17 protein-coding genes are annotated in these 19,934 nt (G+C 62.1%); 13 read left to right on the top strand and 4 right to left on the bottom strand.

Annotated features, from left to right (window positions below):
* Positions 1-40: 40 nt before the first annotated feature.
* Positions 41-535, top strand: a complete 495-nt coding sequence (locus KW062_RS16395) for a DUF1543 domain-containing protein (RefSeq protein WP_105755428.1) — start codon at positions 41-43, stop codon at positions 533-535.
* A gap of 179 nt (positions 536-714) precedes the next feature.
* Here the strand turns inward: KW062_RS16395 and KW062_RS16390 are convergent, their stop codons facing one another.
* From KW062_RS16390 to KW062_RS16380, 3 genes are all read right to left on the bottom strand, one after another.
* On the bottom strand, positions 715-3,105 hold the full coding sequence (locus tag KW062_RS16390; RefSeq protein WP_105755429.1) for a TonB-dependent siderophore receptor: 2,391 nt from the start codon (positions 3,103-3,105) through the stop codon (positions 715-717).
* Positions 3,106-3,226: 121 nt separating this feature from the next.
* Positions 3,227-4,195: a FecR domain-containing protein gene (locus KW062_RS16385; protein WP_105755430.1), complete on the bottom strand. Its 969-nt coding sequence runs from the start codon at positions 4,193-4,195 to the stop codon at positions 3,227-3,229.
* On the bottom strand, positions 4,182-4,697 hold the full coding sequence (locus KW062_RS16380; protein WP_027618253.1) for a sigma-70 family RNA polymerase sigma factor: 516 nt from the start codon (positions 4,695-4,697) through the stop codon (positions 4,182-4,184). The genes KW062_RS16385 and KW062_RS16380 overlap by 14 nt, the downstream gene beginning before the upstream one ends.
* Before the next feature lie 435 nt (positions 4,698-5,132).
* Here KW062_RS16380 and KW062_RS16375 point away from each other — a divergent pair, with 435 nt between their 5' ends.
* The 12 genes from KW062_RS16375 (at position 5,133) to KW062_RS16320 (ending at position 18,380) form a co-directional block, all read left to right on the top strand.
* A complete protein-coding gene (locus tag KW062_RS16375; RefSeq protein ID WP_105755432.1) occupies positions 5,133-6,410 on the top strand; it encodes a cystathionine gamma-synthase family protein in 1,278 nt (425 codons plus the stop codon).
* A gap of 142 nt (positions 6,411-6,552) precedes the next feature.
* Complete coding sequence (locus tag KW062_RS16370; protein WP_027618255.1) at positions 6,553-7,965, top strand: amino acid permease; 1,413 nt, start codon at positions 6,553-6,555, stop codon at positions 7,963-7,965.
* Between the two features lie 107 nt (positions 7,966-8,072).
* Complete coding sequence (locus tag KW062_RS16365) at positions 8,073-8,963, top strand: LysR substrate-binding domain-containing protein (RefSeq protein WP_027618256.1); 891 nt, start codon at positions 8,073-8,075, stop codon at positions 8,961-8,963.
* A 16-nt stretch (positions 8,964-8,979) separates the two neighbouring features.
* Entirely contained in the window at positions 8,980-10,374 is a 1,395-nt protein-coding gene (gene thrC / locus KW062_RS16360) for a threonine synthase (RefSeq protein WP_105755433.1), read from the top strand.
* On the top strand, positions 10,371-10,808 hold the full coding sequence (locus tag KW062_RS16355; RefSeq protein WP_027618258.1) for an Lrp/AsnC family transcriptional regulator: 438 nt from the start codon (positions 10,371-10,373) through the stop codon (positions 10,806-10,808). The genes thrC and KW062_RS16355 overlap by 4 nt, the downstream gene beginning before the upstream one ends.
* A gap of 300 nt (positions 10,809-11,108) precedes the next feature.
* The gene (locus KW062_RS16350) at positions 11,109-12,158 is read left to right on the top strand and encodes a homoserine dehydrogenase (protein ID WP_105755434.1); all 1,050 of its coding nucleotides are present in this window, start codon (positions 11,109-11,111) and stop codon (positions 12,156-12,158) included.
* Between the two features lie 4 nt (positions 12,159-12,162).
* Entirely contained in the window at positions 12,163-13,575 is a 1,413-nt protein-coding gene (locus KW062_RS16345; RefSeq protein ID WP_105755435.1) for an aldehyde dehydrogenase family protein, read from the top strand.
* Between the two features lie 299 nt (positions 13,576-13,874).
* Positions 13,875-15,077: a pyridoxal phosphate-dependent aminotransferase gene (locus KW062_RS16340; protein WP_105755436.1), complete on the top strand. Its 1,203-nt coding sequence runs from the start codon at positions 13,875-13,877 to the stop codon at positions 15,075-15,077.
* Positions 15,078-15,130: 53 nt separating this feature from the next.
* Positions 15,131-16,030: a transporter substrate-binding domain-containing protein gene (locus tag KW062_RS16335; protein WP_105755437.1), complete on the top strand. Its 900-nt coding sequence runs from the start codon at positions 15,131-15,133 to the stop codon at positions 16,028-16,030.
* A 207-nt stretch (positions 16,031-16,237) separates the two neighbouring features.
* Complete coding sequence (locus KW062_RS16330; protein ID WP_105755438.1) at positions 16,238-16,966, top strand: amino acid ABC transporter permease; 729 nt, start codon at positions 16,238-16,240, stop codon at positions 16,964-16,966.
* 2 nt (positions 16,967-16,968) lie between these two features.
* On the top strand, positions 16,969-17,655 hold the full coding sequence (locus KW062_RS16325; RefSeq protein WP_027618264.1) for an amino acid ABC transporter permease: 687 nt from the start codon (positions 16,969-16,971) through the stop codon (positions 17,653-17,655).
* Complete coding sequence (locus KW062_RS16320; RefSeq protein ID WP_027618265.1) at positions 17,652-18,380, top strand: amino acid ABC transporter ATP-binding protein; 729 nt, start codon at positions 17,652-17,654, stop codon at positions 18,378-18,380. Before KW062_RS16325 ends, KW062_RS16320 begins: the two co-directional genes overlap by 4 nt.
* Positions 18,381-18,471: 91 nt before the next feature.
* On the opposite strand, the gene KW062_RS16315 is transcribed toward KW062_RS16320, so the two are convergent.
* Positions 18,472-19,863 carry an aldehyde dehydrogenase family protein gene (locus KW062_RS16315; protein WP_105755439.1) on the bottom strand — a complete coding sequence of 464 codons (1,392 nt, stop codon included), beginning with the start codon at positions 19,861-19,863 and terminating at the stop codon, positions 18,472-18,474.
* Positions 19,864-19,934: the final 71 nt, after the last annotated feature.

Raw genomic sequence — 19,934 nt, 5'->3', positions numbered from 1 at the left:
TTATGTGTGGTGTCATTTTTTAGTAAAAGAAGGGCGGATAATGCTTTTTGTCGTAATGTTGGGCGGAAAACATCCAAGAGCCAAAATTGAAGTCCATGATATTGCCTTCGTAATAGCTGACAGCTTGGAGGAAGCGTACCCGCAACTTAAACAGCATTGGTTTGGATCCCCTACGGGCCTTCATATAGATGCATGGATGGCCATTGATGGGGTTGAAGGGTGGAAGTTGGAGCTGAGCGCTGTAGCTCCACGTCCGGGCTCTATGGGGCTGTACTTCATAAATTTGGGAGGTTATGAGAGTAGAACCTTTGGCGAAGCGCATCACTATGCGCTGATAGTTGCGAAAGATAAGCGGGAAGCGGCGAGGCTCGGTAAGCGTCAGATATTAAAGCACTGGGCCCAGCCCCATACTGATGGCGTGCTGAATGTGGACGACTGTTTGCCGATTGATGCCATAGACGGACGATATGTTCATCTGGTCGAGGGGGCACACAATGGCATTATTCAGTGCAATGACTACATCGTGTTGTCGTAACCTTTGGTGAGCTCAAAAGGTCGTGAATCATTGGATTTCCCCGCACAACAAACGACCGATTTGGCCGATTTCAGCCTATCTTGAAAGGCTGAAACCGACCCAAGTTGTCAAGGGGGCGAGATCCCTTTCTAACTCGCAGTGCCCGCCAAACAACGGGCACCACCCTGATCGTAAAAAACCTACCAGTTATAACTAACCTTCGCCGTAATCTCCCGCCCCGGGTTGTAGTAGTTCGCCGTCCCCGACCCCACCACATGCTGCTCATCCAGCAAATTACTCACGTTCACCGCCAGGTCAGTCCCCTTGGCAATCTGATAATTAAAGGCAGCATCAAAAAGGGTAGTCCCATTACTCTTGCTGGTGTTCTCCGCATTCATGTAATAAGCCCCAACATAACGCGCCCCCAGGCCAACACTGACGTCAGTGCCCGGCACGTCGTAGTAGCTCCACAGCGAAGCCGAGTGCTTGGGTGCGGTGGTGAATTCGTTGCCTTTAAGGGAGCTGCCGTCGTACAGGGTGCCGCGCAGGACTTCGGATTCCATGTAGGAGTAGCCGCCGATCAGGCTGAGGTCCTGGGTGATTTGCGCCTTGGCTTCGAGGTCGAGGCCGCGGACGCGGGATTCGCCGACGGTTTGCTGTTCGATGATGCCGCTGGGCAGGACCACGGCGATGGTGACGTTTTCCTGGGTCAGGTCGTAGACGGCGGCGGAGAACAGGGCGTCCGTGCTCATCGGCGAGTATTTCACGCCGACTTCGTATTGACGGCCGGTCTGTGGGGTGACGCCGACCTGGGGTGGGGAGACGGATTCGACCATGCTGACGTAGGTCGAGACTTCATCGTTGACGATGTAGGTCAGCGCACCGCGGTAGGAGGTTTCCGAGAAGTTGTCTTTTTCCTTGGATTGCAGACCCTTGCTGGTCAGGTCCATGGAGTCGTTGCGCATGCCGCCGGTGACGATGAAACGCTCGTAGAACGACAGGTTCTGCTGCAGGAATACCGCCTTGGTGGTCGCGTCGCGCTTGTTCACGGCATAGGGCGTGAGATCCCGTGAAACCCCGGTGAACACCGGGTTGGCGATGTCGATCGGGGCGGTGAGGGCGTAGAACGAGCTTTCTTTGGTCGACGAATCGAGGTACTCGACGCCCACCAGGCTGCTGCTGTCGATGTTTTCGAAGCGGGCATCGTATTGCAGCATCAGGTTGCCGTTGAACTGGTCGGCTTCGCTGTCCGTTCCGAACAGATAACGGTCAACCGTGGTGCCGACACGCGTCGGGCTATCGCTCAGGTACACGTAGCCGAAATCATCGGTCAGGGTGCTGTAGCGCATGTTGCTGCGCAGCACGAAGCCGTTGTCGAAGTCGTGGGTGACGTTGCCGCTGAGGTTGGTGCGTTCTACATCGTGGAAGTTGTAGCTGGGCTCGCCGAAGAAATCGCTGCGGTCGTATTCCTTGTCCAGCGGGTAGCCACCGCTGTTGGGCGAGCTCTGGGTTTTCAGGTAGTCGAGGACCAGGGTTGCCGAGGTGTAATCGGTCGGCGCCCAGGTCAGGCCGCCCATGAACAACTGGTTGTCGTCCTGGGAGTGGTCGTACTCGCGGTCGCTGTTCTGGCCTTTGGCGGTAAAGCGCCCGGCCACGGTTTTCTCGTCGTTCAGGGCGTCGCCGACATCGATGCCGGTCTCGACATGGTTGAAGGAACCGTAGGTCACATAGCCTTGGCCAAACTGCTCGAAGCGCGGCTGCTTGGTGACGAAGTTCACCGAGCCGCCGGGATCGGCCGGGCCAAACAAAGTGGAGTTGGCGCCCCGCAGAATTTCGATGCGCTCGTAGGCGAACGGGTCTTCGCGGACGCCGCGCATCGAGCTCAGGGTCAGGCCGTCACGGTAGGTGGTGGCCTGGAAGCCGCGAATCTGGAAGTAGTCGTTGCGATCGTCCGAACCGTAGAAGTCGCTGACCACGCCGGGGGTGTATTGCAGCGCCTCTTCGGTGGTGCTGACGCTGCGCTGCTGCATTTCCTTGTTGGTCACCACCGACACCGAGGCGGGGGTGTTGAGGATGCTGGTGGCGACTTTGCCGCCGACCCAGAGCTCCTTGGCGACCACCGATTGGTCGTCGTCATCGGCGCCGGAGCGGACCTTGGCGTTGATGATCACGGGCGCGAGGCGGTAGTCCTCGACGTCGGTGGCGTCCAGTTCCAGCGGGCCGGCAGTGGCGGGGCGCGGGGTCAGCAGGTAGGCGTTCGGGCCTTGCTGCTCGAACTGCAATTCGCTGCCCTGCAGCAACGAGGACAGGGCGGCCGAGGTGTCGAGGCCGCCGTTGACCCCTTGAGTGGTGCGGTTGGCCACGCTCGCCGCATCGTAGGACAGGCTGATGCCGGCCTCGCGGGCAAAGCGGTCAAGCGCCGGCGCCAGTGGGCCGGGCGCGATGTTCCACTGTTGGACCTGGCGGCTGTGCCCGGCGCTCGAAGGTTGCGCCAGTGACGGCAGCATGTAGCTGCCGACGAACAGACCGAGGATCGCCGCCTGCAGGGCTCGACTCAATGGATGGCGCTGTGGAACCGGGGACAAACGCATTTTCTCGCTCCGAGGAAGGGTGTTGGCTGACTGGCCTGTATTCCGGCCTTCCTTACAGGTCGAGCGAGAATGAGAAATTCCCTCATTATATTTTGCAAATATCTTGAGGGGGTGACTGGACTCAGCTGGGGGCGGTCAATGTCACCCAGTAGCGGGTCCGGTAATCGATCTGCAAGCGCAGGGATTGCGCGACCAGGGTCAGTACCTGGTCGTTGTCGGCCAGTTGGAAGGTGCCGGATACGCGGCGCTCGGCCACCTCGTCGGCGCAGCGCAGGACGCCGGGGCGGTAGCGCGACAGTTCGGCAACGAAATCCGCCAGGCGCATATTGCGTGCGCTGATCACGCCGTCGCTCCAGCCCCAAGGGTCGAGGCCGTTATCCTTCAAGTCACGGGGGCCGTTTGCGGTGAATAGCAGTTGATGGGTGGCCTGGACGGGGGGCTGACCCGACCCGGGAAATACCGTCGCGGCGCCGCCCTGAACCGCGAGCAGGGTGCCATCGTCACGCTCGCGGGCCAGCAAGCGGCTGCCCTGGGCGCGAATCAGCCCGTCGCGGGTTTGCACCCACAAAGGGCGGGGGTGCGCCGCGTGTTGATCAGCGCCGACGTCCACGATGAGTTCACCACGGCGCAGAATGATCAGGCGGCGTTGTGGGGTGAAATCGCTGTCGATGGCGCTGTCGCTGTTGAGCTGGATCTGGCTGCCGTCATCGAGCTGGAAGCGCCTTTGTTCGCCGGTGTCGCTGCGCTGCTCGGCCAGCATGGCGGGCAGGGGGGTGTAATCGCGGCCGAACCAGGCCGCACCGCCAACCGTGGCGAACAGCGCCAGCAGTTTCAGACCTTCGCGGCGACCCATGCCCCGGTGGCTGCTATCGAGGGTTTGCCGGGCCAATTGCGCGGGGATGCCGGCGAAGTCATCGCCGAGGGATGCCACGCGCTGCCACGCCAGTTGATGTTCCGGGCGTTGTTGCAGCCAGTGCTGGAAGTCGCCCTGGGTTTGCTCATCGGCCTGGTTGAATCGCAGGCGCACCAGCCAGTCGATGGCCTGGTCGACCAGCGCGGGGTCTAGCGTTTGTGGCTCACGCATCGACATAGCGCAGGCGATAACAGTGTTGCAGGGCCTTGGCCAGGTCGCGTTCCACCGTCGAGACGGAAACACCGAGTTGTGTAGCGATTTGCGCGCAGCTCAGGCCCTCAAGCTGGGCCAGCAGGAAGGCCTGGCGAACCCGTGGCTTGAGGGCGTCGAGCATGCGGTCGATACGCTCCAGGGCATCGAGGATCAGTATTCGGCTTTCTTCGCAAGGGACGTCCTGGCGCGGCAGCAGCGCGACGCTTTCGAGGTAGGCCCGTTCGAGTTCGCGTCGGCGGTACTGGTCGATCATCAGTCCGCGGGCAATGCTGCTCAGGTAGGCACGGGGCTCACGCAGAGGGCTTGTCTGGCGGGATTTGAGCAGGCGGACAAAGGTGTCCTGCGCCAGATCCGCCGCGTGCTCGCGGCATCCGGTGCGCCGGCTCAGCCAACCGTGCAGCCACGAATGGTGGGTGCGGTAGAGCAACCCGAGGTCTGCAGTAGCGGGGGAATCGTTGCTGACCATCGGCATCCCGGAAAGTACATGATTGATAATTAATCTCATTCTACTCGGGGGATGGGGTTGCAGGCAAATGGCCTGCGATGCGCGGTGTCAGGTCACGTAGATGGCGGATGTCAGGGCCTCATCGCTGGCAGGCCAGCTCCCACAGGGGTTTTGTAAGCGCCACAGGATCTATGGTCGACACAAAACCCTGTAGGAGCCAGCCTGCTGGCGATGGTCGTCAACGAAAACGCGCGCTGTCTGGATGTACGCGGCGGTCGTGGGTTTTTCGCGAGCAGGCTCGCTCCTACAAGGTTTGAGGTGATGCTCCAAGCCATTAAAAAACCCACCCCTCAGACCACAGATCCATCGTTTCACCCCCCGCGCGCATTTCCCTATATTGCCCCCCATACCCGGTGAGTGACTCAACGCTTGCCGTCTTCAATGCGAGAAGTCTTCATGAATAAAAAAACTGACAGCGCAGGGCTGCCGAATGCCGGTGCGGGGACTCGGGTGGTGTGGGGTGGCGAGCAGGTGCGCCATCCGTATAACGCGACGCAGACGCCGATCGTTGCCAGTGCGGCCTACGGCTACGACGACATCGATCACTGGTACGACGTGGCGCTGGGCAAGGAGCCCGGCTTTATCTACAGCCGTATGAGCAATCCGACAGTCGAAGTGCTGGAAGCGAAGATTTGCGAGCTGGAACAGGCTGCGTCGGCGGTGGCGTTCAGCACCGGCATGGCAGCGATCAGCAGCGTGCTTTACACCTTTCTGATGCATGGCGACCGGGTGGTTTCGACCCGCGACAGCTACGGCGGCACCAATAAAATTTTCGAGGAGTTCCTGCCGCGCATGGGCGTGGCGGTGACCTTGTGCGAGACCTTCGATCACGAGCAGATCGAGGCCGAGATCGCCAAGGGTTGCAAGGTGCTGTACCTGGAAACTCCGACCAACCCGACCCTGAAGATTCTCGACATCCAGCGTCTGGTGACGGCGGCCAAGCGCGTCGGCGCGCTGGTGGTGGCGGACAATACCTTCGCCACACCACTGAACCAGAACCCGCTGGCGCTCGGCGTGGACGTGGTGATTCACAGCGCGACCAAATTCCTCAGCGGTCACGGCGACGTGTTGGGTGGTCTGGTCTGCGGCAGCGAAGCCTTGATGGCCGAGGTGCGGCACTACCGGGAAATCAACGGCGCGGCCCTCGATCCGTTCTCGGCGTTCATGATTATTCGCGGGATGAAAACCCTGGTGCTGCGCATGCGTCAGCAGCAGCACAGCGCGCGCGCCCTGGCGGATTTCCTGTGCACCGAGCCGCTGGTGGAATCGGTGAATTATCCGGGGCTGGCGAGCCATCCGAACCATACGATTGCCTGCGCGCAGATGCGCGGTTTCGGCGCCATCGTCAGCTTTGTGCTGGTGGGGGGCATGGACACGGTCAAGCTGCTGCTGCCGCGTCTGCGTTATGCCCACTGTGCGGGCAATCTCGGTGCGGTGGAAACCATCTACGGCCCGGCGCGCACCACCAGTCACGTCGAGAACACCCTGGAGGAGCGTCAGGCCCTGGGGATTTCCGAAGGGTTGGTGCGGGTCTCGGTTGGCATCGAAGACACCGACGACCTGCTCGAAGACCTGCAACAAGCCTTTGCTTTTGTCCGCCGCTCGCGCGAACCGCAAGCCTCGGCCGTCACCCGGTCCGCCGTCCAGCAGCCTTGCCCCGAGACCGCAGGCTGACCCCGGCGTCCCCCATCCCACGGCACCTCCCGCCGTGGGACTTCATGAAGAGCGATAACAATAAAACGTAGCGGCGACCTGTTTTTCCTCTGCCAGGTAACTCGCGCAGACGCGTGCCCTAACTACTTTCATGAGAACAACCATGTCCAGACAAGAACAACAACTCAATCCGCGTTCCGGATTCAAACAGGAAATGCAGACCCGGCATATTGTCATGCTCGCCCTCGGCGGCGTGATCGGCACCGGGCTGTTCCTCACCTCCGGCTACACCGTCAACCAGGCCGGGCCGATGGGCGCGGTGATCGCCTACATCATCGGCGCGCTGATGGTGTACATGGTGATGATGTGCCTCGGCGAACTGGCGGTGCAGATGCCCGAGACCGGTTCCTTCAGCACCTACGCCACCCGCTTTCTCGGCCCTGGCACCGGCTACACCGTGGCCTGGTTGTACTGGCTGACCTGGACCGTGGCCATCGGCTCGGAATTCACCGCCGCCGGGATCCTCATGACCCGCTGGTTCCCCGACACCCCGGTGTGGATCTGGAGCGCGATGTTTGCCGGCGTGGTGTTCCTCACCAACGTGATCTCGGTTCGACTGTTTGCCGAGACCGAGTTCTGGTTGTCGCTGATTAAGGTGGTGACGGTGATCGTGTTCCTGATGATCGGCGGCGGGGCGATTCTCGGCTTGTTGAACATCGAACAGGCGCACAGCATCGGCCTCGGCAACTTCACCCGCGAAGGGCTGTTCCCCACCGGCTTCATGCCGATCGCCATGACCCTGCTGGCGGTGGCCTTTGCCTTCTCCGGCACCGAACTGATCGGCATTGCCGCCGGTGAAACCAAGGACCCGCAACGCAACGTGCCCCGGGCGATCCGCACCACGGTGCTGCGCCTGGCGATCTTCTTTGTCGGCACTATCTTCGTCCTGGCGACCCTGTTGCCTCGCGAGCAGGCCGGTCTGGTGGAGAGTCCGTTCGTCACGGTGTTCACCTATATCGGCATCCCGTACTCAGCGGACATCATGAACTTCGTGATCATCACCGCGCTGTTGTCGGCGGCCAACTCCGGTCTCTATGCGGCCTCGCGGATGCTCTGGACCCTCAGCGATCAGGGGCACTTGCCCAAGCAGTTCTCGGCCCTGACCCGCATGGGTACACCGCTGAACGCGATCATTGTCAGCATGGCCGGTGGTGCCGCGTCCTTGCTCAGCAGCGTGTTCGCCGCCGACACCATCTACCTGGCGCTGGTGTCGATTTCCGGCCTCGCGGTGGTCGTGGTGTGGATGAGCATCGCCGCCAGCCAGATCGCCTTCCGCCGGCACTACGTGGCCAACGGCGGTGACATCAACGACCTGAAGTTCCGCGTCCGTGGTTATCCATGGGTGCCGCTGGGCGCGTTGGTGTGCTGCAGCCTGGCTTGCGTCGGCATCGCCTTCGACCCCGAGCAGCGCGTCGCCCTGTACTTCGGCTTGCCTTTCATCGCCTGGTGCTACTTCGTGTATTACATTACCCGCAAAAGCCGCGAGCGCCGCTTGTCCCTGGCCCCGGTGGTGTAAACGAGGCGGTCCCGGTTCCCCTGTGGGAGCGAGCCTGCTCGCGAAAAAAACTTGAGAGCACCACACCTCTCTCGCTCCTACAACTACCGCCCCCCGAGCCCCAACCCATGAAGCAAAAACCGCTCCCCCCACTCAACTGGCTACGCGCCTTCGAGGTCTCGGCCCGCAACCTCAACTTCACCCACGCCGCCGACGAGCTGTTCCTGACCCAGGGCGCGGTCAGCCAGCAGATCCGCCAGCTGGAAAGCCACCTCGGCGTGGCGCTGTTCAAGCGCCTGGCCCGGGGCCTGGCGCTGACCGAGGAAGGCCAGTCCTACCTGCCGGTGGTACAGGACGCGATCACCCGGCTGGCGGTGGGCACCAACGAGATTTTCGGCCAGCACCAGCGGCGGCCGATCAAGGTGCGCGGCAGTTTGTCGTTCTTCGTGCACTGGCTGGCGCCGAAGCTGGTGAGCTTCCAGCAGGCCCATCCGCAGGTGGATATCCGCTACATCAGCAATATCTGGGTCAAGGAGCTGGACGGCGAAGACGACATGGAAATTCGCTGGGGTCATGGACAGTGGCCCGGGCTGGTCGCGCAGCGCCTGACCTGGGACAGCCTGGTGCCGGTCTGCTCGCCGGCGCTGATGGCCCGCTCGCCGATCAAGGAGCCCAGCGATGTGGCCCAGCATCGGCTGCTGCACGTGTTGGGTTATGAAGAGGGCTGGGGCTACTGGGCAAATATGGTCGGTGCCCAGGGTGTCGACCCCTCAAGCGGCATGCAGTTCGACACCCTGATTTCCACCTTGCGCATGGCCGAGCTGGGGCAGGGGATTGCCCTGGCGCGTTCGTCGATGGTGGTCGAGTTGCTGCGCGAAGGGCGGCTGGTCGAGCCGTTCCAGCAGCGCATCGAGGCCAGCGAATCGTTTTACCTGGTGCGCGGGGCTGGCGCCGACCAGCACCCCGACGCCGTGATGTTTGCCACCTGGTTGGTCGAACAGGCCCACCGCTTCAAATAAATGGCCGGAGCCCAACATGCGTTATGTGAGTACCCGCAGTTCTGCAATCAGCGCCGATTTCGAACAGGTGGTGTTGTCCGCCATCGCCGCCGACGGCGGTTTGTTTGTGCCGGTCGAGCTGCCGCGTTTCAGCCCGCAGGAGATCGCCAACTGGTCGACCCTGGCCTATGACGAACTGGCCTGGCGGGTGATCAGCCGGTTTGTCGGCGAAGCGATTCCCGAGGGCGATTTGCGCGAGCTGCTCAAGGCCGCCTGCAGCTCTTTCAGCCACCGTTCGGTGGCGCCGTTGCATCAGGTCGACCGTAATGAGTGGGTGCTGGAACTGTTCCATGGCCCGACCCGGTCTTCCAAGGATTTTGCCGCTCAGTTGCAAGCGCAACTGGTGCAGTACTTTTTGCGCAAACGCCAGCGTCGCGCCCTGGTGCTCGGCGCTACCAATGGCGATACCGGGCTGGCGGCGATCGAGGCGTTCAAGGATTGTGAGGACGCCGAGCTGGTGCTGGTCTATCCGCAGACGGGCATCGCGCCGCAGCAGTGGCAGCAGTTGCAGGCGGTGGATCAGCAGCGGGTGCATCGCCTGGCGCTCAATGGCAGCTTCGACCAGTGCCAGACCCTGGTCACCGAAGTGTTCCGAGACTGGCCGTGCGCCGAGTATGAGGCGGTCAGTTTCAACTCGAGCAACTGGGTCAGCGTGCTGGCGCACCTGGTGTTCTATTTCCACGCGGTGTTGCAGTTGGGGGGAGGGCAGCGCCCCATTGGTTTCAGCGTGCCGGCAGCGAGTTTCGCCCAGGTGTATGCCGGCTATATCGCCGAGAAGATGGGCTTGCCGATCACTCAGATGATCGTCGCGACCAATCGCAATGACGCCCTGCATCAGCTGTTCCTGAAGAATCACTACTCTCGCGGGCAGGCCAACAGCACCTTGTCGCCGGCCATGGACCTGTCGATCTTCTCCAACCTCGAACGGTTCCTCTGGGAGCTGTATGGGCATGACGGCGATGCGGTGCGGGCGCTGATGGAGCGCTTCGAGGTCACGGGCGAGATGAGCATGGCCAACGAGTGCTGGTTGCAGGCGCGGATGATCATCGATTCCTACTCGGTGAGCGATGCCGAGACGGTTGAGGAAATCACTTCGCTGCACCGTGACACCGGCTATGTGATCGACCCGCACACCGCCACCGGGGTGCTTGCGGCACGCTTGTATCGGCGCAGCCTGGTGGCGCCGATGGTGACCCTGGGCGAGATTGCGCCCGGCAAGTCGGCGCGGTTGTTGGCCGAATTGGGGATTGCTGTTGCACCGGTCGGGGATGATGAGCTGCAGCCATGCGGGTCGCGGCTGTCTGGCATCGAAGCCGATGATTTGGCGGCGATTCGGCAACGTTTGCAGGCACTGCAAAAGGAGGCGACATGAAGCGCATTCTCGATCCGCTGGACGAGCGAATCATCGCCGAACTGCGACTAAACGCCCGCGCCGCCCATGCCGAGCTGGCGGCCAAGGTCAACCTGTCGCGCAACGCCGTGCGCCAACGCATCGAACGCCTGGAGCGCGACGGCGCGATCCAGGGCTACACGGTACGCACCGGCGAGGGCCTCGACGGCAGTTCGCAGATCAATGCGGTGATCTTCGTCTACCGCTACGACCGCATGCGCGGCGCTGAAGTCCTGCAGGCGTTGCGGGCGATGCCGGAAGTCATCCAGTGCGATGTCATGAGCGGCGAATTCGACCTGATGCTGCGCGTCGGCGCCGCGACCCCGGAACGCGTGCACCGGGTGTGGAACCAGATCTCGGCCCTGCCGGGGGTGGAAAACACCGTGACCTCGTTTGTGTTGTCGTCGGTGGTGTAGACAGCCCATAGCCATGTAGCGCCGAACGCAGGTGTGCATTTGGCGCAGAACCTTGTAGGAGCCAGCCTGCTCGCGCCCAACCTGAGACCGCTGCGGGGTGTCAGGTTGGGCGCGTTATCGTTAACGACCATCGCGAGCAGCGGAACGCCGCCCGGGCGGCTCCAACAGGAGGCAATCTGTGGCCGCAGGCACTGGTCAAAACGCTCAATAAATGAAGCAAATTGGCCTATTTCACTGCCCGCCCCCCACACCTAACCTAGTGCCCAACAACCCACTCACCTGGATCAAGGGCCTATAACAATGACTGAATATAAACTCGCGCTGGTCGGCTTTGGTGGTGTCAACCGTGCCTTGGCGCAGTTGATTGCCGAGCGTAATCAACAGTGGAAAACCGAGCTCGGTTTGACCTTGAAAATCGTCGGCGTGACCGATCTGTTCCTCGGCTCGATCATCGGCCGCGACGGTCTCGACGCCGCGCAACTGGCCAGCCTGCCAGCGGCCAAAGGGGCATTCGCGCAGTTGCCGGGCGGTCATGCCGAAGCACTGAATGAAGCGGTGATCAAGGAATCCGGCGCCGACATTATTGCCGAAGCGACCTTCACCAACCCGGTCGACGGCGAGCCGGCCACCACCTTCTGCCGTTGGGCGCTGGAAGCGGGCAAGCATGTGGTCACCACCAACAAGGGCCCGATTGCCCTGCATGCCGATGAACTCAAGACCCTGGCGCGCCGCAACAACGTGGCCTTCGAATACGAAGGCGCAGTGATGAGTGGCACCCCGGTGATCCGCCTGGCCAAGCAGACCCTGGCCGGCAGCGAGATGAGTGGTTTCGAGGGCATTCTCAATGGCACCTCGAACTTCGTCCTGACCCGCATGGAAAGCGGCCTGGCGTTTGCCGAGGCAGTGCGCGAAGCACAAGAGTTGGGGTACGCCGAAGCCGATCCAAGCGCCGACGTCGATGGCTATGACGTACGCCTGAAAGTGGTGATCCTCGCCAACGAACTGCTCGACGCCAAGCTCAGCATCAACGATGTCAGCTGCCGTGGCATCAGCGCCCTGACCCTGGCCGACATCGACCATGCCCGCGCCGACGGTGCCCGCTGGAAGCTGATCGGTGCCGCCTCGCGCAACGCCGACGGCTCGATCAACGCCAGCGTCGAACCACGCTTGTTGCCCAATGCCCATCCACTGGCAGGGATCAGCGGGGCGATCAATGCCGTGTCGTTCAACACCGGCCTGCTCGGCGCGGTGACCGTCTCGGGCCCAGGCGCCGGGCGCACTGAAACGGCCTATGCGCTGTTGTCCGACATCATCAGCCTGCACAACACCGTTGCCTCTGCCCTGGAGTAAGCCTGTGAACGTATCGCGTCTGGCCCTGGCGGTCGTCGAGCCACAAATCGACGTATTCAACCCGTTTGACGGCAGCGTCATTGGCCGTGTCGACCAGGTCTGTGCGACCCAGGTCCCGCAACTGCTCGAGCAGGGCCGCCAGGGTGCGCGGCTGTGTGCCGGCCTGCCGCGTCATCGCCGGGCGCGAATCCTCGAGCAGGCCGCGCTGGACATCGAGCGCGACGCCCGGGTGTTCGCCCAACTGATTGTCGACGAAGCCGGCAAGACCCTGGTGCAGGCGCAGAAGGAGGTCAAACGCTGCGTCAACACCCTGAAATTGTCGGCTGAAGAGGCCAAGCGCAACGCCGGCGAGGTCGTGCCGTTCGATGCCTACGAAGGCTCGGAATCGCGCCAGGGCTGGTTCACCCGTGAGCCGTTGGGCTTGATCGTGGCGATCACGCCGTACAACGATCCGCTGAACCTGGTGGCGCACAAGCTCGGCCCGGCGATTGCCGGCGGTAATGCGGTGATCCTCAAGCCTTCGGAACTGGCGCCGTTGTCGGCCCTGCGCCTGGTGTCCTACCTGGTGCAGGCCGGGTTGCCGGAGTCGGTGGTGACCGTTGCCACCGGTGGCGCGGAACTGGGCAAGGCGCTGGTGGCGGCCCGTGAGGTGCGAATGATTTCCTTCACCGGCGGCTTCGTCACCGGCGAACAGATCGCCCGCACCGCCGGCTTGAAGAAGCTGGCAATGGACCTCGGCGGCAACGCCCCGGTGATCGTCATGGGTGACTGCGACTTGCCGGCGGCCATCGACAGTTGCGTCTCCGGGGCCTTCTGGGCGGCGGGGCAGAACTGCATCGGCACCCAGCGGCTGCTGGTCCAGGCCTCGGTGTACGAGGCGTTCCGCGAGGGTTTTGTGCGCCAGGCCGCCGCGCTGGTGGCCGGCAATCCGGCGCTGGCCGGCACTGATATCGGTCCGATGATCAGCGTGCAGGCCGCGCAGAATGCCGAGAATGTGGTCGACGAAGCGATCCGTGAAGGTGCCACGCTGCTGTGCGGTCACCAGCGTCAGGGTTCGTGCTACTCGGCGACCGTGCTGGAGAACGTCAATCATGCCAGCCGTTTGTGGCGCCATGAGGTGTTCGCTCCGGTCGTGGTGCTGCAGCCGTTCGACAGCTTCGAGCAGGCGATCGCCCTGGCCAACGAGCCGGAATACAGCCTGCACGCCGGGATCTTCACCGGCAACCTCGACACCGCCTTGCGCGCGGCGCGGCAGATCGAGGCGGGCGGGGTGATGATCAATGACTCGTCCGACTACCGTTTCGATGCGATGCCGTTTGGTGGTTCGAAGTACGGCAGCCTCGGCCGCGAAGGCGTGCGCTTCGCTTATGAGGAGATGACCCAGCCCAAGGTGGTGTGCCTGAACACCCTTGGCTAAGGCTTGATATTCGTTCGAACAGGTCGTTTTGGCACCGGTCAGGTTTGGTCACCCGCCGGTGCCTTTTTTTAGTTGTCGTACCACCTCTGTGCACCATAGACGCACACATTAAGCCCGAATCCCCCAATAACCACGGTTATGAAGGGATTTTCGGGCTTTTTTCATGGGCCGGAAATCAGTCGGTTTTGGTGATTGCGAAATCAGAAAATCGCATGTCATACTACGTCGTACAACAACTGAGAGGCGCTAGACGATCCTCCGAAGATCGTTAGTGCACCTCCAAGGAAGGCGGGTATTTCATGAGTTTTGAAAGTCAGCGCGTCAAACAGATTTCCTCTTCTCCCAGCATGATCATCTCCATGCGTGCCAAGGAACTGGCCAACGAGGGTCGCGACATTGTCGACATGAGCCTCGGCGAACCGGACTTCGATACTCCGGCGCACATCGTCGACGCGGCCGCCCAGGCCATGCGTGACGGCCATACCCGCTACACCGCGCCGCAAGGCACCCTGGCCCTGCGCCAGGCGATCGTCGGCAAGTTCCAGCGCGAAAACGGCCTGGCCTACAGCGTCGACGAAATCACCGTCGGCAACGGCGCCAAGCAAGTCATCTTCAACACCTTCATGGCCACCCTCGAAGCCGGCGACGAGGTGATCATCCCCGCGCCGTACTGGGTCTCCTATTCCGATATCGTCACCCTCAACGGCGGCAGCCCGCAGGTCATTCCTTGTGGCATCGAGGCCGGCTTCAAACTCACCGCCGAGGCGCTGCAAGCCGCTCTGACCGAGAACAGCCGCTGGCTGATCCTCAACTCACCGTCCAACCCGAGCGGGGCGATCTACACCGAGGCCGAATTGCAGGTGCTGGGCAAGGTGCTCGAGGATTTCCCACGAGTGCTGGTGATGTCCGATGAGATCTACGAGCACGTGCTGCTCGCCGACCAGCCCTTCGTCTCGTTCGGCAATGCCTGCCCGCAACTGCGCGAGCGCACGCTGCTGATCAATGGCGTGGCCAAGGCCTACGCCATGACCGGCTGGCGCATCGGTTACGCCGCCGGGCCCAAGGCGTTGATCGCGGCGATCAGCAAGATCCAGTCCCAGAGCACTTCGGGTGCCAGTGCGATTTCCCAGGAAGCGTCGCGCGCCGCCCTCGAAGGACCGCAGGATTTCGTCAGCCGCAGCGCCGCCGAGTACGCCGAGCGCGGGCGCGTGTTGGTGGAGGGGCTGAGTCAGTGCGAAGGTTTGCGCCTGAGCGCACCGGCGGGGGCGTTCTATGCCTTCCCCGAGTGCAGCCAGTTGTTCGGTCGGGTCACTCCCGAAGGGCGAGTGATCAGTGATGACGTCGAGTTGTCGTCCTACTTGCTCAACCACGCCGGTGTGGCGGTGGTGCCGGGCCTGGCATTCGGTTTGCCGGGTTACTTCCGGCTGTCGTTCGCCACCTCGCGAGAAAAAATAGAAAAAGCTGTCGTCAATATCCGCGAAGCGCTGTCAGCCCTGCGCTGAAGCCTTTGCCTTTTGCTGTGCCCAAGCTGCCATAACAATAGTCGGAGATCCCCATGCTCGATAAAAAGAAACAGCTGCTCGCCCTCGTCATTGCTGCGTGCCTGGGCACCAGCGCCGCACAGGCGGACGAATTGACCGGAACCCTGAAGAAGATCAAGGAATCAGGGACCGTCACCCTCGGTTATCGCGACGCCTCGTTGCCGTTCTCTTACCTCAATGACGCGCAGCAACCGATTGGCTACAGCATTGATCTGTGCCAGAAGATCGTCGACCAGATCAAGGTCAAGGTCGGCGAGCCCAACCTCAAGACCGAATACGTCTCGGTGGTCGCGGCCACCCGTACACCTCTGCTGATTAACGGCACCATCGACCTCGAGTGCGGCGTCACCACCAACACCGTCGAGCGCCAGAAGCAGATCGGTTTCCTGCTCACCAGCTACGTGGCCAGCGCCAAGTACGCGGTGAAGAAAAACGCCGGGATCAAGAGTGTCGACGATCTCAAGGGCAAGGCGGTGGTGGTGATCACCGGCGGCAGTGGTGAGTGGATCACCAAGAACCTCAACCGCGACAAGCAACTGGACCTGAAAATCCTCAACGCGAAAGATGGCGGCGAAGCCTTCCTGATGTTGGAAACCGGTCGCGCAGTGGCCTACATCAACGACGATGTGCAACTGATGGCGACCATCGCCCAGAGCCGCAACCCGGATAACTACACCTTGCTGCCCGAGCCAATGTCGGCAGAACCCTATGCCATCGGCATCCGCAAAAACGACCCGCAGTTCAAGACCTTTGCCGACGACGTGCTGCGCAACCTCTACAGCAGCGGCGTGATCAACAGCCAGTACCCGAAATGGTTCGAGCAACCGATCCCGCCGAAAAACGCGGTGATCAACCTGCCGATGAGCGACGCGCTGAAACAGGCGATCGCCAATCCGAACGACACCGGGGTCTGATCACGGCGGGTCAAACAGCTGATCTCCCCGATTTCGGGACCGTACTACATCCCCCTGTAGGAGCGAGCCCGCTCGCGAAGAACGCGCCCATTCTGAATGAGCGCGGCGCCCTCAGGTTCTTCGCGAGCAGGCTCGCTCCGACAGGGGACTGCGGCAGTTCTGGATCAGCACGCAAGCGTTCCGCTTTCTCGCAAAGGTTGGTGCTTCATGGATTACAACTGGAACTGGAACGTGTTCTGGGATTTTGCTCCCGGAGAATCGTCCTCATATCTGCATTGGCTGGTGACTGGCACCAGCTGGACCCTCGCGACCACGCTCGCGGCGTTCATCCTCGCGTTTGTCATCGGCGGTCTGGTTGGCACCCTGCGTACCAGCACGCTGCGGCCGCTGGTGTGGCTGGGCAACCTGTACACCGAGGTGTTCCGCAACATCCCATTGCTGGTGCAGATGTTCATCTGCTTCTTCGTCGTGCCCGAACTGTTGCCGGTATCGATGGGGGATTACCTCAAACAGGATTTGCCTTACCCGTCATTTTTCAGCGCGGTGGTGGCCCTGACCCTGTTTACCTCGGCCAAATTGTCCGAGCTGTTCAAGGCCGGCATCGAGTCGGTGGCGGCGGGGCAGCGGGGCGCGGCATTGGCCCTCGGGCTGCGGCCGACACAAATGTACATGCAGGTGTTGTTGCCCCAGGCGTTGCGCGTGGTCTTTCCACCGCTGACCTCCGAGGCGTTGAACACCCTGAAGAACTCGTCGGTGGCCCTGACCATCGGCCTGATGGAATTGACCGCGCAGGCACGCAACGTCAGCGAATACTCGTTCAATACCTTTGAGGCGTTCACCGCCGCAACCGTGATCTACGTGGTCATCTCGTTGCTGGTGACCTTCGTCATGGGTCGCATTGAACGTTCCCTGACCCTGCGCGGCGCGACGAGGTAGTCATGTTTGATCTAGACCCAAGCGTCATTGTGCGGGCCATGCCGGCCCTGTGGAACGGCCTGAAATTCACCCTGACCCTCACCCTGGTGGCGATGTCGGTGGGCATCGTCGCCGGCACCGTGCTGGCGTTGATGCGCCTGTCGGCCAACCGGGTGCTACGCGGTTTTGCCCTGGGCTATGTGACGGTGATGCGCAGCATTCCGTTGGTGCTGGTGATTTTCTGGTTCTACTTCCTGATGCCGTTGCTGTTGCAAATGGCGTTCGGCACGGAACGGCCGGTGCAAATCGGCCCGGTGGTCACCGCCTTCGTCACCTTCTGCATGTTCGAGGCGGCGTATTACAGCGAGATCATTCGCGGCGGTATCCAGAGCATCAGCGGTGGCCAGCGGCAAGCGGCGGCAGCCCTCGGTTTGCGTCCGGCGCAATCGATGTTCTACGTGATCCTGCCCCAGGCCATGCGCCGCATGACCCCGTTGCTGCTGACCCAAACCATCATTCTGTTCCAGGACACCTCACTGGTGTACGTGCTGTCGATTGCCGACTTTACCGGCGCCGCCAGCAAGTTCGCCCAGCGTGACGGGCGCCTGGTGGAGCTGTACCTGTTCGTGGCCCTGGTCTACCTGGTGATCTGCTACCTGCTGTCCAACCTGACCAAGCGCCTGAAAAGAAATGTAGGGAGAACCGCATGATCCAGATGAAAAACCTGAGCAAATGGTATGGCAATTTTCAGGTCCTGAAGAACTGCACCACCGAGCTGTCGAAGGGTGAAGTGATGGTGGTCTGCGGGCCGTCCGGCTCGGGCAAGAGCACCTTGATCAAATGCGTCAACGGCCTGGAGCCGGTGCAGGAAGGCGAGATTTTCATCGAGAATCAGCCGGTCACCGGCAAGGGCGTCGACCTGCCCAAGCTACGGGCGCGGGTGGGGATGGTGTTCCAGCACTTCGAGCTGTTCCCGCACCTGAGCATCATCGACAACCTCAACCTGGCACAGATCAAGGTGCTTGGTCGGGATCGCGACACCGCGACGAAGAAGGGCATGGCGCTGTTGGAGCGGGTAGGGCTCAAGGCCCATGCGCACAAGTACCCGATCCAGTTGTCCGGCGGCCAGCAGCAACGGGTGGCCATTGCGCGAGCCCTGGCCATGGACCCGATTGCCATGCTGTTCGACGAACCGACTTCGGCGCTGGACCCGGAGATGGTCAACGAGGTGCTCGACGTCATGGTGCAACTGGCCCGGGAAGGCATGACCATGATGTGCGTGACCCACGAAATGGGCTTCGCCCGCAAAGTCGCGGACCGCATCGTGTTCATGGACGGCGGCGAGATCATCGAGGACGTCAAGTCCGAAGAATTCTTCGGCGCCCCGCGCTCGGACCGAGCGCGGAGTTTTCTGTCGAAGATCTTGCAGCATTGATGGGGTGTGGTGGGTCAGTCCGATACCTTGTGACTGATCCACCACCATCGCCGGCAAGCCGACTCCCACAGGGATTGCGTCGATCAGCCAATCACCGCCGATCCAACCACACCGTCTGTGCATTGCAGAATTCGCGGACACCGAAGTGTGAGAGCTCGCGACCGAAGCCGCTTTTCTTCACCCCGCCGAAGCTCACGCGCGGGTCGGAGGCGCTGTAGCCGTTGATGAACACGCCGCCGGTTTCCAGTTCGTCGGCAAATTGCTGCGCCAGTTCGGCATTGGCGGTGTACACCGTTGCGGTCAGGCCGAATTCGCTGTCGTTGGCCAATGCCAGGGCGTGGGCAGGGTCGCGGGCGGTGATGATCGAGGCCACCGGGCCGAACAGTTCCTGTTTGAACGAAGTCATCTGGTCGGTGACATCGCCCAGCACTGTCGGCTGGTAGTAGTTGCCAGGTCCCTCGACCTTGCCACCGCCGAGCAACAGCGTCGCGCCTTGCTCCAGGGTGTCCCGCACCTGGCCATCCAGCTCGTCGCGCAGATCGGCACGGGCCATCGGCCCGAGGTAGGTCGCGGCCAGCGTTGGGTCGCCCATCACCAGCTTTTGCGTGTGCTCGACGAACTTGCGGGTGAATGCCTCGACCACCCCTTGCTCGACGATCAGACGCTTGGCCGCCGCGCACACTTGCCCGGTGTTCTGGTAACGGCCGATCACTGCGGCCTTGACCGCTTCGTCGAGGTCGGCGTCATTGAGCACGATAAACGGGTCGCTGCCGCCCAGTTCCAGCACGCACTTCTTCAGCGCCGCACCGGCCTGAGCGCCGATGGCGATGCCGGCGCGCACGCTGCCGGTCAGGGTCACGGCGGCGATCCGTGGGTCGGCAATCGCTGTCGACACACCTTGCGGGGTGACGTTGATCACTTCAAACACGCCGGGAGCAAAGTCGGCTTGCTGGAACAGATCGCGCAGCAGATAAGCGCTGCCCATCACGTTCGGCGCATGCTTGAGCACGTAGGTATTGCCGGCGAGCAAGGCCGGAACCGCCCCGCGCAAGACCTGCCAGATTGGGAAGTTCCACGGCATCACCGCGAGGATCGGCCCCAGCGGCCGGTACTCGATACGCGCCTTGCCGCCTTCGACCAGGGTCGCTTCGGCATTCAACATGACCGGCCCCTGGGCGGCGTACCACTCGCAGAGCTGGGCGCATTTCTCGATTTCGCCACGGGCCTGGGTGATCGGCTTGCCCATTTCCAGGGTGATCATTTCGGCCATGGCCGTCGCGTTGTCGCGCAAGGCACGGCCCAGGGCAAGCAGGGCGTCGGCACGTTGGGCCAACGGCTTGCGCCGCCACAGGGCGAAACCGCTGGCGGCGCGGGCCAGTGCAGCCTGCAACTGTTCGGCGGACTGGTAGGGGTACTGGCCGACCTGTTGGCCGTTGGCCGGATTGATCGAAATAGCGTGGGTGAGGCTGGATACGTCAGTCATGGCACCGTCCTGCGGGGTGGGGATGGACGCAGATTACGCTGGCGTATGTTTGCTGAAAACTGAATAATCCT

This window comes from Pseudomonas fluorescens (assembly GCF_019212185.1).
GTDB lineage: Bacteria > Pseudomonadota > Gammaproteobacteria > Pseudomonadales > Pseudomonadaceae > Aquipseudomonas.
Note: the sequence above shows the minus strand (reverse complement) of the source record. Positions and strands in the feature narration are given on the sequence as shown.

Excerpts from the sequence above, each read along its gene's own strand:
- KW062_RS16395 (WP_105755428.1), top strand. The coding sequence starts at position 41 with ATGCTTTTTGTCGTAATGTTGGGCGGAAAACATCCAAGAGCCAAAATT.
- KW062_RS16390 (WP_105755429.1), bottom strand. The coding sequence starts at position 3,105 with ATGCGTTTGTCCCCGGTTCCACAGCGCCATCCATTGAGTCGAGCCCTG.
- KW062_RS16385 (WP_105755430.1), bottom strand. The coding sequence starts at position 4,195 with ATGTCGATGCGTGAGCCACAAACGCTAGACCCCGCGCTGGTCGACCAG.
- KW062_RS16380 (WP_027618253.1), bottom strand. The coding sequence starts at position 4,697 with ATGGTCAGCAACGATTCCCCCGCTACTGCAGACCTCGGGTTGCTCTAC.
- KW062_RS16375 (WP_105755432.1), top strand. The coding sequence starts at position 5,133 with ATGAATAAAAAAACTGACAGCGCAGGGCTGCCGAATGCCGGTGCGGGG.
- KW062_RS16370 (WP_027618255.1), top strand. The coding sequence starts at position 6,553 with ATGTCCAGACAAGAACAACAACTCAATCCGCGTTCCGGATTCAAACAG.
- KW062_RS16365 (WP_027618256.1), top strand. The coding sequence starts at position 8,073 with ATGAAGCAAAAACCGCTCCCCCCACTCAACTGGCTACGCGCCTTCGAG.
- thrC (WP_105755433.1), top strand. The coding sequence starts at position 8,980 with ATGCGTTATGTGAGTACCCGCAGTTCTGCAATCAGCGCCGATTTCGAA.
- KW062_RS16355 (WP_027618258.1), top strand. The coding sequence starts at position 10,371 with ATGAAGCGCATTCTCGATCCGCTGGACGAGCGAATCATCGCCGAACTG.
- KW062_RS16350 (WP_105755434.1), top strand. The coding sequence starts at position 11,109 with ATGACTGAATATAAACTCGCGCTGGTCGGCTTTGGTGGTGTCAACCGT.
- KW062_RS16340 (WP_105755436.1), top strand. The coding sequence starts at position 13,875 with ATGAGTTTTGAAAGTCAGCGCGTCAAACAGATTTCCTCTTCTCCCAGC.
- KW062_RS16335 (WP_105755437.1), top strand. The coding sequence starts at position 15,131 with ATGCTCGATAAAAAGAAACAGCTGCTCGCCCTCGTCATTGCTGCGTGC.
- KW062_RS16330 (WP_105755438.1), top strand. The coding sequence starts at position 16,238 with ATGGATTACAACTGGAACTGGAACGTGTTCTGGGATTTTGCTCCCGGA.
- KW062_RS16325 (WP_027618264.1), top strand. The coding sequence starts at position 16,969 with ATGTTTGATCTAGACCCAAGCGTCATTGTGCGGGCCATGCCGGCCCTG.
- KW062_RS16320 (WP_027618265.1), top strand. The coding sequence starts at position 17,652 with ATGATCCAGATGAAAAACCTGAGCAAATGGTATGGCAATTTTCAGGTC.
- KW062_RS16315 (WP_105755439.1), bottom strand. The coding sequence starts at position 19,863 with ATGACTGACGTATCCAGCCTCACCCACGCTATTTCGATCAATCCGGCC.